The following is a 13,413-nucleotide window of genomic DNA, read 5'->3' on the forward strand; positions in this document are numbered from 1 at the left end:
TCCGCTCACGCTCACAAGACTCAAATCATCCGGACACTACATCCGGAGAATGTGATGATTTCTGGCAAATAATAGCACAAAAAACACACTACCTCATTTTACACGCTCAACGAACCACTGCCTATTTGAAATAGGAAATGTTTTTAGACCTTCATTCAAAACTTCCGGTATCTGATGGCAGATTCAAAATTTCTCAGGGAGCCGGTTCCGAACAAGACGTGTATAATCGTCGGTACCCGCCCCGGAATTATAAAAATGAGTCCATTGATACAGGAGCTCTCAAACCGGCCCTGTGAGTCGTTTACTATACATGCTGGACAACATTACTCCGAGCAGTTAGACGACAATATCTTCAACGACTTGGGTCTGGACTACCCAGAACATCACATCGACGGTGTAGAATACACGGAGTTCCACGGAGAACAGACTGCACTAATGCTTGAAGGTATTGAGGAGATACTGCTCGAGGAGACGCCCGAGAACGTCCTCGTCTGTGGTGATGCGAACTTCAATCTCGCCGGCGCACTCGCGGCACGAAAGCTCGGACTAAATGTTGGCCACGTCGAGGCGGGACTGCGTAGTGACGACTGGCGGATGCCCGAAGAGCATAATCGAGTTATCATCGACCACATCTCCGAATTCCTGTTTGCGCCCACAGAGCAAGCGAAACGAAACGCCGCAGAAGACAACGTCAAAGGCAACATCTACGTGACGGGTAATACTGTTGTAGATGCAGTCCAGAGGAATATCGATATTAGCCGGAAGAAGAGCACTATTCTTGAGGATCTCGACGCCGGAGAGTTTGTTCTCTTTACAGCCCATCGTGAGGAGAACGTTGATGATCGTGAGACACTCGTCGATCTGATAGAAGTCATCCAACGCCTCACTGAATCCTACGAGGTCGAAGTAGTGTATCCGATTCATCCGCGCACTAAAAAACGTCTCCAACAATTCGAACTTGAGGAGACCACCAACGCTATAGACGGCCTTCACCTGATCGAACCAGTCGGCTATCTGGATTTCCTTCAGTTGATCGACAAGGCAGAAATTACCCTGTCCGATAGTGGTGGTGTACAAGAAGAAAGCTGTATCATTGGTACACCCTGTGTGACGTTACGAGAAAACACAGAACGTCCCGAAACTGTGGATGTTGGCTCGAACGTCATTGCAGGAACCGACCCCAACGAAGTTCTCTCCCATGTCGAAGGAATGTGGAACATACCAAATGACTGGGTAAATCCGTTCGGTGACGGAACCGCCGCAAAGCAAATTATCGATATTGTGTTGGGTGAATAGATCGAATGCCGCCCGAGACACGGGTCTGTTTCATTTACTGCTCACCGGTCGAAGCGGACAGTTCGCGATTTGCGACACTCCCCGTCAAACGGATGGCCCGAGTCTGTTCGGAGGCACCGATCTCCTTTCACGCCGTCTACAGCGGACAACTGAACGCGGATATCCTTGAGCGAGCGGGCGTCACGACCCACCGAGTTCCGGCACCATCCCATGATAATCCTTTGTTGAAGGCTCCATGGCTATACCAGACGACGAAGAAGGTTGTTCGCGATTACGACATAGATATCTTGACTAATGTCTGGTCTCACTATGAAATGGCGCCCGTAGCAATGGCGAGTGGGCCCGCCAGCGTCGCTCTCCGAATCGTTGGTGAACCGATTTCTGACCCGACTTTATCGAGTGGTCTCGGCGCCCTAAAAGGACGAATCGGCCGAGGGCTCGAGCGGCTCTCGGTTCGAGCTAGCGATGTTGCCTACTTCAATTCCCACTCCTTGAAGGCCCGGTTTGAGGCACGGGTTGCGCTTCCCCCGATCGCCCCGGTAATCTCGCAAGGGGTCGATACCAGCCGGTTTACGCCAGGGCCGGTCGAAGTCCTTGAGGAACCGTGTTTCGTTTTCGTTGGACGGCTCGATTCAAAACGGAAAGGCATCGGTCGGACCGTCCAGGCCTTTGAGCAGTTTCGCGAGCGGAACGAATCTGGAACACTTGTTCTGGCAGGTCGGGGTGAATTGCCGCCCGCTATTCAAGGGACCGTCGACACACTCCCTGACGTGGAACTTGTCGGTCACCTCCCCCACGAGGAACTCACAACACTGTACCGTGAGGCGACGGCACTACTCCTCCTATCGGAGAGTGAAGCACTGCCGAACGTCGTCCTTGAGGCGATGGCCAGTGGATTGCCGGTAATCGCGACGCCTGTCGGTGACGTGCCGAGGCTGCTGGATGAGGGCCGGGGGCGAATAGTCAATGATGCCAGTGTTGAACAGGTGGTTTCTCAGATGGAAACGATCGCCGAGGATCCGGAGTTACGTGATGAACTGATATCGAAGTCCCGGTCGTATATTGAGGCAGAACACTCCTTCCAGGCGGTGAGCAAATCATTCACGAAGCTATTTTGGGGTAAAATGGGTCAATAATGTCCACAACACAGTCGGAACAATACGATATTCAGAGTCTTATCGCTCTACTCGGGACTTCTATGTTGATATTATACACTCCCGTAATGACCTTCTCTCGATTCCTCCGAGGAGGAGAGGGCACTGCGGGTTTAAGTATCATTCAAATCGGATTCATATTGCTGTTTTTGCTAGTAGTTCTCTCATGGGCGGCAACCGGAATGATATCGCCGATTCGAATACACTGGTGGACAATCTGGATAATCGCTTTTCTTGTATACTCTTTCTTGACCATCCTCTACGTGATATATCATAACGCCGATATTATTTCCTGGATTCGACAGTGGTACGAATTTTCTCCACTCTTTTTGACGGTAGCCCTGAGTCCACAAATAAAGAATAGACACCATGTCTACTACCTATTTGGGGCCTTATTGGCCGCATCTACCTTAATTTCACTACAGGGAATATTGATAAATGTGTTGAATTATGGAGACGGTCCCTACCCTTTCGTATTCGGTCTCACAGGACTTCCGTCGACATTATATATATGGGGGACGATTATTTCCTTCTCTCTTTTAGTGCTATTTATGCACCAACGATCTAAACATCTTACTCTCGTCCTCGGCTTCGTTTTGTTAATTCATGTTACTCGGTTGTTTATTGATCTCAGGAGGCTACCGATTTTGGTTGTTTTAGCTGGATTTTTGATGGTTATGGTAGTGATTCGACGGCAAATCATAAACATCCTCTCGCGACATTTGAGACTGGGTCTTGCAGCCTCAATTGCTGGCGCGATGATAGTAGCATGGCCAGTTCTACTTTTATTGAATCGTCTCGCTCAGCGAAATCTGTTCAGAGGACTATTCGTCAGACTTGATGTTAGTAGGCAAGCGTTACAGGAACTTCATCGAAATCCTGTCATTGGTCGTGGTTATATTGCCGAATTCAAACCTAGCTATGAGGTTATAGTACAGGGACATGTTAGATCAATAGATACGGTTCACAATCTCTACGTATACGTGTTGGCTAACGCTGGGATCATCGGATTTGTTCTATTTGGATTGATACTCGTGTCGGTGTTCCGTTTGTCAATAAGAGGTGTTCAAAAACAAATGACAGCCCCCGATCGAATCTTATTCTCGGCAGCATTCGGTACTTTTTCATCAATGTTGGTTTTTTTCGTATTTTCAGTTCGAGGACACCAGACCGATACAATGCTCATTTTTTCTGTAATTACGAGTGTTCTTGCATTTTATTCGATTAATTCCAGCTGACATGAGGGGCAGAGGAGAGGCTGTATATGAGTGTATGTAAATTATCAGCCAGCAGTTGATCTACCGTCATCAACCCGCAATTCGAAAATATAGCCACCACCACCCAGTGAACGACGTCCCAAACAGTCTATAAGAGACGTTGACAAAACTCTGCCGGCTTGGTACCACTCCCAACCAACTATCCGGAACCCGTGTCGATTTGCCAGTTCCTGCATCACGTAGTGATCAAACCGCATTATGTGTTCCGGATTCGTCCGCTCTTCCTGTCCAATTAGGTACCACCATAGCATATGGAGGCATCGTGGATTCGGCGTCAATAGAATCACCCGACCATCGTCTTCCACATGTTCGCGGCATCGTTATAGGAAGGCGCCTGGGCATGAGAGGTGCTCTATTAATTGCCCGTGACGTCAAACCTCTCCTCTAGGCCGAACGACTCCATATCGCCGACGACGACACATACCTTACTTCCTGTACCCGCTCAACCTCGTTGATAAGCATATCGAGACCGACGAACCTATTGACTTGTCAACAGATAACAGCGTGTAGGAACTCTCCTGGTTTAGGGGGTTCGCCACTCTTGAGCATCGAGGTCGTGTTGACCACAGCCAATATTGAGTAAGAGTGGTCATCAATCGTTCGTCACCTCCCGCATCCAACTACTCTCGTAGTTTGCAAGCCCGTCACACAGCCGCCGGAACGTCTCGAACCCGTCAGCGATTGACATACAGGCGGGATGCGCCAGAACGGTTGCGACTCCAGTTTCCATTGCATCAATCTGTGAGAGGACTCGCTCGGCCCACTCCTCGGGATAAAACGACTTATCGGTGAACGAATTATTCCATTCCAGCTGATCGACGTATTCTTCGGTTCGAAAGGCGTGGTACATGTGTTCATGGTCGGGAAGCGTATTTACTGGGATCATCGTCAGCCCGTGCTCTCGGAACGGCTTTTGATACTTGGGAGAAACAGTGTCCGACAGGTACTCTATGCCGGCATCCGATAGGATAGGTGCCGTATTGCGGTCGTTTCGATAGGCATGGTTCCGCCAGGAGACGATATCTTTATCAAGGGTTTTGGATAGCGTAGAGAGAGCTCGCTGGACCCCGAGTTTCTGTATGAAGGCCGGGGAGTAGACGCCGAAGGCCTTGTAACAGGCGTTGTAGGGAAGCGAATCCAAGTAGGGGAGGTGGTACGCAAAGTGATTGTGCCCTCCGATTTCGACGGAATCCATTTGGGCGAGGCGTCGATACGTATCCGGTTCTTCGAGTGCTGCTCGTCCAGTCACGAACAATGTGACGTCAATGTCGTATTCCGTGGCTATTCGTGCGTACTCCATTGCAGCTTCCACTTCCGTGCCCGAGAGGTAGGACTGATCTCGGGTTTGCATCGACATGTGATGGACGTCACCGGTCAGACAGACCTTCATAGATACCCGAGATCCTGGAGTTGCTCTTCGACACCTTCACTGAGTGTCACCGCATCAGCGGTGTACGGTATGGGGTCTCGATACTTGGCTTTGCGTGTTTTCGGGACGGAGTCGTCCGCGAAGATTTCGAATTTGACAGTGCCGTCGACATCCTTCGGGACCGATTCCCCGAGGAAGTGTAGGAGTGTCGGACATAGGTCCGTGATTCGCAACGTTTCTTCGAGCTGTCCGGAATCGTCGATACCATCGCCGTATGCAGCGAATAACCCCGTACGTCGGTTTTCACCCAGCCATCGTGTCGGCCGAGAGAAGACATCTCCACCGCCGAGGCTTCCGGGCAGGTGATATCCATCGTTCGGTTCGATCACGATGGCAGGAGCGGTGTCTGTATATGGCCCCGTGTAAACGTCCTCACCTCGATGGACGGCCCGACAGACAGGGTTTCCTTCAGGGTCTGTTATATCTGCGAGTTTGCTAACCAAATTTTCGATAATTCTGCCACGTCCTGGTTCATCAGCGAGGACGTAGATTGGCCCCTGGCCGCTGGCGATAACTGACGTGCGATCCCAATCGATCATACTGTCTTTAGACGTCCGGTGAAGGGTCCCCTCTTCCGATGGGATACTGTCTTTGAATGACTGTGTAACCAGACGACGGATATCGAACGGGACCGCGTCAGCTATACGACGGAGACGTGAGCGTGTCGCTCCCACCTGGCTTAATGTACTCGATATTGAACTTTCTGATTTGAGCGCCAGGTAACCTTCGTCCTCAAGCCACTGGTTGATCCTGAACTCCCAACGGATTTCATTACAACCATGATCCGACATCAGGACAACGGTGTCTGCGAGCTCGAGAATCTCACCGATCCGGTCGTCGATTCGTTGCCATGCTCGGTACGTTGGTTTACCGTTCCAGAAGAAGTGCTGCAAAACGTTAATATAAAACGTAGTGATGTGAACGAAATCGAAACGACCGGACCTTATCGCTCGCTCGGCCACGTCGAACCGTGAATCGATTGCCTCTATATGTGCATCAACGGCCGCTTCGTAGTCACCGGTTCGTGAGTCAATCTTTTCCCTCGGTTGTACTGAGTATCCCTGTTCTCGGAGTTCTGATTCGAGTTCATCCGGTCGGGCGAACCCTTCCGATTCTGTTCCTGGTCCTCCGGCAACCATCCATCCGTCGATACTCCGAGGAGGAAACGTCGTTGGCATGTTGATAACCGCTGCCTGTCGATTGGAGTCGTTTAGATAACCCCATAGTTCGAAACTCCGATAATCGCTCGAGCGTGGCGTTCGCACCTCGTGGTGCTCTGTATCGACGATCTCCCACCAGTAAACGCCAAGTTTCCCGGGGTTTTTCCCGGTTGAGTAGCACTTCCAGTTTGGCGATGTGACCGGCGGAAGACAACTTTCGAGATCAGCGTAGACGCCAGACTCTCGAATTCGCTCAATATTCGGCAACTCCTCTTCAGCAATCCATGGTTCAAGTAGATTCCAACTTCCGCCATCAAGACCTACTACTACAACAGTCATATTGATCAAGATACTCGCTAACTCCCTTAACGATTTGTTTTACAACTTTCTTATCTTCTGGTTCTAGGCCGTCGAGCAGAACCATTACCGCGAAGGATACCAGATAGGTAAGTCCACCGATAGGAAACAGCAGTAGCCCTGGCTCTTGTACGAAGTACCTGATTGTGTATAGAATACCGCCAGTAATTCCGACCGCGAGCGTGTACCAACCGTGGCCGGGGGAAAATGGACTAATATGGTAATGTCGCCATAGAAATATGAAGGCGAGCGAATTCATTACAACTACTGAACCGGTTGTCGCTATTGCAGCCCCATTGATACCGAATAAGTGGATCAAGAAATAGTTCGCCACCGCATTAAAAACGAAAGACAGGAATGTAAATATCATGATGATTCTTGACCTACCTAGCGCCGTTAGCGCCTCATAGACCGACCCCATAATAACGTTCAGCAGTGTGCCGGCGGATAACAATACTAACGCCATACCTGCTGGTCGGTACTGGTCACCAAAGAATAGAGCAATTATGTCTCCTGGGAAGACTAATATGAATATAAATGCAGGAAATGTAAAATAAAAACTCCACCTGGCGCCAAGTCGATACGTCGATTGAAATTCGTTAAGGTCACCTGTTGAGTAAGAATCTGACAACGACGGTAGTAGAGCGGTGTTAACCGCATTAAGCCCGGTAGTGAGCGCGTAAGACAGTGTGAAGGCCGTATTGTAGATGCCTACAGCCCCAGACGTCATTAGTGCACCGATGAACACTGTATCAACTTCTCGCCTTCCCCGACCAAAGAGGCGACTCGCGAACATTGGTTTAGCGAAGTCCACGATTTCGCTGATGATATTCCGTATCTCAATTGACTGAAGTGCAGGCATTGATCGCCATAGTAACCAGATACCTACCCCCACGGCTATGCCGTAACTGATAACGTATCCAATAAGTACGCCGTACAGTTCGTAACCTAAATAGAGAACGACGATGACGAGCGCAAAACGCATTGCCTTCCAAGCGAACGTATCGACTAGCGCGATGTATTTTATCCGTTCGAATCCCCGTAGTGCCGCAGTACTCACTATCAAGGCGGTGGAGAAAGGAACCATGACTGCAAACATCTGTAGCACCGGTACGAAACTTTCCTCCCCGAATACGAAGTGATTCAATAGCGGTGCTAAAACGAAGAGTGTCAGACCAAAAACAAGTGAAATCGACATAGGTGTTATAATTCCAAAAATAACGGTTCCGTTGACCCGTCCTGTCTCGCCTCTCCCCGAAAAATATGAGATATATCGCGAGAGGGCGGCATCCATTCCAAATACCGAGACAGTAGTAAGGCCGAACAATATCGATGTACCAAGCATTACGAGACCATAATCCGTTGGTCCAAGTATTCTCGCGACCGCGATCTGAGTACCGTACTCAAATGACCGCGCGGCAATCATTCCGAATAGTATGATAAGGCTGCCGGTCGCCAGCTTTGTTCCCTTCTCTTCATTCATCAGTTTTTCGTGACTCGCCTTGGTTTCCCGCGTGATTTTTCCTGCAGCAATGGCCTCCGTAGTCCTTTCGTACTGTATCGACCTTTTGTAATGTTCGGACTATCTTCTTAGCAGCCGTCCCGTTCCCGTATGGCTGTGCATCCGACGATGACTGTGGTGGGTCTTCCAGCGCTTGTCGGATTGCATTGACGTTCGCACCAACGAGAACGTTCCCGTCCGCATCGATTGTTTCTGACCATTCGGTCTCTTCGCGTAACGTGACACAAGGGACGCCAAGGAAGAATGCTTCCTTCTGAACTCCACCCGAGTCAGTCACGATAATCTCGGCATCGGCTTGCAGTGTGAGAAAGTCGAGGTAGCCGAGTGGCTCAATGAGCGTGAATTCTTTCTCAGCCAGCCCCAAGAGATCGTATCGCTCAAGTCGGTCGAGCGTCCGAGGATGTGCCGGAAGGACGACACGGCGAGGGTCGGCCGCGAGACTGGTGAGAATTGTCTCGAGTCGGTCACCGTCGTCGGTATTACGGGGTCGATGGACCGTCGCGAGGAGATATGGTTCGTCCCCGAGGTCTATATCGTTGAAAATCGTCGACTTCGCTTTGGCTTCTTCGTGCGCCCAGAGCAAGGCGTCGTACATTACGTCGCCAACGTTGTGGACGTTCTCAGTAATGCCCTCTGACTCGAGGTGGTTCACAGCACGTTCACTCGGTGTGAACAGAAGATCCGACACGTGATCGGTCAGAATGCGATTTACCTCCTCAGGCATTTCCCGATTGAAGCTCCGGAGTCCTGCTTCGACGTGTGCCAACAGTACGTTCATCTTGGAGGCGACGATCGCTGCAGCAAGTGTCGAGTTCGTGTCCCCGTAACAGAGTACGATATCCGGGTCGTGATCGTTGACCAGCGTCTCGAGTTCGATCATCATCTGAGCTGTCTGTGTGGCATGACTGTCGGAGCCGATGCCGAGATTATAGTCTGGTTCTGGAATTCCGAGTTCGTCGAAGAACACGTCGGATAGTTCTTCGTCGTAGTGCTGTCCAGTATGGACGAGTACCTCATCGTGTTCTGGGCGAAGTTCGCGAGAGACCACAAAGGCCTTGACGAATTGTGGTCTTGCACCGACCACAGAGAGTACATTCATATCCTTAAACCTGTAAGAGCATGCTCTTATGCTGTTCGATACACCCCACCCAATCCTAATTTTTGCCTGTATCAGGGAGAAGAATGACAGAACCGGAAGATTATCGAAGGTCGCTATAATTCATGCTAACGGAAACAACCACACAGAATATGGACAATAAAGCTACGGTGGGATACGAATATGCGGAAGACTCACAGGAGCCACGTATTGGAGACGCGGCAACGATCAGAGAAGGATCGATTATCTACGATGACGTGGTCATTGGTGACCGGTTCTCCACAGGTCATTACGCACTCGTACGAGAGCTAACCGAGATTGGTGACGACGTACTCATTGGAACAAACACCGTCATAGACGGCCGATCAGTTATCGGCTCGAACGTCAGCCTGCAGACGGGCGTCTACATCCCCCCGAATACGACGATTAGTAGCCAGGTATTCATCGGTCCACATGCAGTACTGACGAATGACCAGTATCCGGTTCGACAGAATACTGAACTAGCAGGCCCAACAATTGAGGACCACGTTTCTATTGGGGCGAACACAACAATCCTCCCGAACGTCACAATTGGTGAAGGTTCGTTCGTCGCAGCTGGCTCGGTTGTCGTTGATGATGTACCGCCGCAGACGCTCGCCGTTGGAACCCCAGCAGAACATCGATCACTACCAGAAAACCTCCAAGGAGGGAACGACATTTGATCCCAATTGCAAACCCAACGATCAGCGACGAAGCAAAGGAACGTGTTCAGGCAGTTCTCGACAGTGGAATGCTCGCTGATGGGCCGGAAGTCCGAGAATTTGAGCGCGAATTTGCTGATTACTGTGGGGTTGAACACGCAGTGGGCACTGCAAACGGAACGACTGCCTTACACGCCGCTCTTGAAGCGCTCGATATTGGCGAAGGCGATCTCGTCTTGACGACTCCGTTTTCGTTTATCGCAACGGCGAACGCAATCCGATTTACCGGTGCTGAACCTGTTTTTGCAGATATCGACCCAGATACCTACAATCTCGATCCAGATTCAGTACGGAAGGTCGCATACGAGCGAGATATCGACGCGATTGTTCCAGTTCATCTCTACGGTCTCCCTGCAGAGATGAGGCCCATTTGTAAGCTTGCCACTGAACTCGACATTCCAGTAGTTGAAGACGCCGCACAGGCACATGGAGCAATGTACCAGGGCGATAGGGTTGGCTCGGTCGGAGACGTCGCCTGCTTCTCGTTCTATCCGACGAAGAATATGACGACAGGTGAAGGCGGAATGATCGTTACCGATCGGGACGATATTGCATCGTCACTTCGTCAGTTCATTAACCACGGCCGGACAGGGTCGTATGAACACGAAACGGTCGGGCACAACTTCCGTATGACCAGTATCGCAGCTGCAATTGGTCGAATACAGCTACAGCAGCTTCCGAACTTCATCGAAACGCGCAGGAAGAACGCGAAACAGCTAACTAACGGACTCGAATCGACATCACTTGAAACACCATCTGAACCGAGTCACATGAAACACGTCTACCATCAGTACACGGTCCGAAGTAACGACCGAAACGACCTCAAGTCGTATCTTTCGAGCCAAGAGATCGGTTCAGGCGTCTACTATCCAACGTGTATCCATAACCAACCGGCATATGCAGATCTGGAGGCGACGGTCCCGAACGCAGAGGCTGCTGCAGACACCGTATTCTCACTACCAGTCCACCCAGCATTATCGACGAATGATATTAAACACATAATTGATGTAATCACTAACTATGAGTCGTAAGGAAATTGACGTTGGTGTTATGGGTGTTGGCTCAATGGGCCAGCACCACGCGCGGGTATATAGTGAAATTCCGAACATAAATCTTGTCGGAATCTCTGATCTTGACGAGGATCACGCAAGCACAGTCGCCCAAAAGCATGATGCAGTGGTGATGGATAGCGACGAACTTTTGGCTACTGTCGATGCTGTCTCAGTTGTCGTTCCAACCCAATTTCACTACGAGATGGTAACGACGTGTCTCGATGCAGATGTTGCGACGTTCGTGGAAAAACCTGTCTTGGATGATCTCGATCGGGCTGAAGACCTTCGATCACGGGTTGAGTCTGTAGATATTCCCGTACAGGTTGGTCATATTGAACGATTCAATCCAGCGGTAACCGCACTAAAAGAGATTATTGATGATCTGTCAATTGTCAGTATTCGAGCTCAGCGGCTCGGCCCGTCGCCTGACCGAGAAATAAAGGATAGCGCAGTCTTGGATCTAATGATCCACGATATCGATATCGTTCTGTCCATCTTCGGAGAAAGGCCCTCCTCGGTCACAGCAAATGGTGTCAAAGAGAACCGACATGCTGCGGCACTCTTGGGATTTAGTGGGGATCGAATGGCATCACTCACTGCGAGTCGAAAGACACAGCAGAAAGTCCGGACACTCGAAATCACCGCAGAAGAATGTTTCATTGAACTTGATTACATCGATCAATCGATAGAGATCCACCGGAATTCGGTACCAGAATACATCGAAAAGAATGGGGACGTTCGGTTCAAACATGAGAGTATCATCGAACGGCCAACCATTCAAACTAACGAACCGCTACGCAAAGAACTTGAATCGTTCATCGAGGCGGCAAGGTCTAACTCAACACCAGAAGTCACCGTCCAGGATGGAATTGATGCGCTCGCAGTAGCTTTAGAGATTGAAGAAATAGCCAACTCCGAAATACAGGAGGTGAATTTTGATGAGTGAGAGCAACACGTCACAGGCCGGTGTCACGAAACTCTATGGGTCGGACAGCAATGAAACGCTTCAACGAGAGGCCTTCCTGAACGGTGAAATCCCGGTTGCTATCTACGGGTTAGGGAAAATGGGCCTTCCCCTGGCTTCAGTATTCGGTGAAACCTGTGGAAACGTCATCGGAGCAGATATTGATCCAGAGGTGGTGGCGACTATACAGAGTGGAAACAGTCATATTAAACGAGAACCCGGGCTTGGAGATCTCGTTGAGAAGCTTGTTACATCCAACGATCTCCGAGCGACTAAGGAACCCCGTGAGGCAGCACAGTCAGCATCAGTTCACGTAGTTATCGTTCCAACGCCGATCACTGATGAGAAAGAGCCCGATTTGGCTATCTTGGACGCCGTTGTTTCGGATATCGCAACGGGGCTAGACGAAGGCGATTTAGTGCTAATCGAGTGTACCGTTCCACCCAAAACGACAGAAGAGCGCGTGTTTGAACAGCTAAAATCCGAGTCATCACTCTCTGAGGGTGAGTTTGGGGTCGCGTTCTGCCCTGAGCGTACTTCCTCGGGTCGAGCCTTGAAGGATATTCGAGGTGCATATCCGAAAGTTGTTGGAGGTGTCGATGCTGAAAGTACGCGAGCAGCATCAATTATCTATAACGAAGTGAATTCTGAGGGAGTACTCGAGGTTTCAGATTCGACAACTGCTGAAGCAATAAAAGTGTTTGAAGGAGTATATCGAGACGTCAACATCGCTTTAGCGAATGAGTTGGCACAATTCACCGACGAACTTGGAATTGATGTCCGTGAAGCAATTGAGGTTGCAAATACTCAACCGTTCTGTAATATCCACGACCCTGGTCCAGGGGTGGGTGGTCATTGCATCCCGTACTATCCATACTTCCTGATCAAACCGTTTGACGCTCCTTCGCCGATCCTTTCTACTGCTCGAGCGGTGAACGATTCGATGCCGGAATTCACTGTCTCGAAAGTGTGTGAAGGACTAAAGACAGAGGGGATTGACGTTGAAAATGCCACTGTAGTAGTTCTTGGATTGACATACCGGCCTGGCGTTGAGGAAATACGAGCTTCTCCGTCGATTCCAATTTCACGAGAACTCACTCACCTTGGGGCAGAGGTCTATGGTGTTGACCCAATTCTTGAGAAATTCGAAGAGTTTGATGCACAGGAATTAGAACTTGAGGAGATTTACGACCTAGGAGCGGATGCTATAGTGCTTGTTACACCACATGAGGAGTTCGAATCGATCCGATGGAATGAACTAGAACAGCGTAAAGATGGCCCGTCAGTCGTGGTTGACGGCCGGTCAACACTTGACAATCGATTTTCAGACCTCTGGAGTTATACGATAGGTTCAGGCAGGATGTGA

Annotated in this window: 11 protein-coding genes; 7 read left to right on the forward strand and 4 right to left on the reverse strand. The window is 50.0% G+C overall.

Features of this window, described 5'->3' with window-relative positions:
• The first annotated feature begins 174 nt into the window (after positions 1-174).
• The 3 genes from wecB (AC6I65_RS03485) (at position 175) to AC6I65_RS03495 (ending at position 3,688) form a co-directional block, all read left to right on the forward strand.
• Entirely contained in the window at positions 175-1,296 is a 1,122-nt protein-coding gene (gene wecB / locus AC6I65_RS03485; protein WP_497902683.1) for a non-hydrolyzing UDP-N-acetylglucosamine 2-epimerase, read from the forward strand.
• Between the two features lie 5 nt (positions 1,297-1,301).
• On the forward strand, positions 1,302-2,432 hold the full coding sequence (locus AC6I65_RS03490) for a glycosyltransferase family 4 protein (protein WP_497902684.1): 1,131 nt from the start codon (positions 1,302-1,304) through the stop codon (positions 2,430-2,432).
• Between the two features lie 569 nt (positions 2,433-3,001).
• Positions 3,002-3,688: an O-antigen ligase family protein gene (locus tag AC6I65_RS03495; protein WP_497902685.1), complete on the forward strand. Its 687-nt coding sequence runs from the start codon at positions 3,002-3,004 to the stop codon at positions 3,686-3,688.
• Between the two features lie 631 nt (positions 3,689-4,319).
• On the opposite strand, the gene AC6I65_RS03500 is transcribed toward AC6I65_RS03495, so the two are convergent.
• From AC6I65_RS03500 to wecB (AC6I65_RS03515), 4 genes are read right to left on the reverse strand one after another with little or no spacing between them, the layout of a single operon-like run.
• Positions 4,320-5,084, reverse strand: coding sequence for a hypothetical protein (locus AC6I65_RS03500; RefSeq protein ID WP_497902686.1), 765 nt, complete (start codon positions 5,082-5,084; stop codon positions 4,320-4,322).
• 29 nt (positions 5,085-5,113) lie between these two features.
• Positions 5,114-6,655, reverse strand: a complete 1,542-nt coding sequence (locus AC6I65_RS03505; RefSeq protein ID WP_497902687.1) for an alkaline phosphatase family protein — start codon at positions 6,653-6,655, stop codon at positions 5,114-5,116.
• Positions 6,630-8,156, reverse strand: a complete 1,527-nt coding sequence (locus AC6I65_RS03510) for a flippase (RefSeq protein WP_497902688.1) — start codon at positions 8,154-8,156, stop codon at positions 6,630-6,632. Before AC6I65_RS03510 ends, AC6I65_RS03505 begins: the two co-directional genes overlap by 26 nt.
• On the reverse strand, positions 8,149-9,294 hold the full coding sequence (wecB, locus tag AC6I65_RS03515; protein WP_497902689.1) for a non-hydrolyzing UDP-N-acetylglucosamine 2-epimerase: 1,146 nt from the start codon (positions 9,292-9,294) through the stop codon (positions 8,149-8,151). Before wecB (AC6I65_RS03515) ends, AC6I65_RS03510 begins: the two co-directional genes overlap by 8 nt.
• A gap of 149 nt (positions 9,295-9,443) precedes the next feature.
• Between wecB (AC6I65_RS03515) and AC6I65_RS03520 the strand changes: the two genes are divergently transcribed.
• From AC6I65_RS03520 to AC6I65_RS03535, 4 genes are read left to right on the forward strand one after another with little or no spacing between them, the layout of a single operon-like run.
• On the forward strand, positions 9,444-9,992 hold the full coding sequence (locus tag AC6I65_RS03520) for an acyltransferase (RefSeq protein ID WP_497902690.1): 549 nt from the start codon (positions 9,444-9,446) through the stop codon (positions 9,990-9,992).
• A complete protein-coding gene (locus tag AC6I65_RS03525) occupies positions 9,989-11,062 on the forward strand; it encodes a DegT/DnrJ/EryC1/StrS family aminotransferase (RefSeq protein ID WP_497902691.1) in 1,074 nt (357 codons plus the stop codon). The genes AC6I65_RS03520 and AC6I65_RS03525 overlap by 4 nt, the downstream gene beginning before the upstream one ends.
• On the forward strand, positions 11,052-12,029 hold the full coding sequence (locus AC6I65_RS03530; RefSeq protein WP_497902692.1) for a Gfo/Idh/MocA family oxidoreductase: 978 nt from the start codon (positions 11,052-11,054) through the stop codon (positions 12,027-12,029). The genes AC6I65_RS03525 and AC6I65_RS03530 overlap by 11 nt, the downstream gene beginning before the upstream one ends.
• The gene (locus tag AC6I65_RS03535) at positions 12,022-13,413 is read left to right on the forward strand and encodes a nucleotide sugar dehydrogenase (protein WP_497902693.1); all 1,392 of its coding nucleotides are present in this window, start codon (positions 12,022-12,024) and stop codon (positions 13,411-13,413) included. Before AC6I65_RS03530 ends, AC6I65_RS03535 begins: the two co-directional genes overlap by 8 nt.

The organism is Natronosalvus sp. KLKA75 (assembly GCF_059736265.1).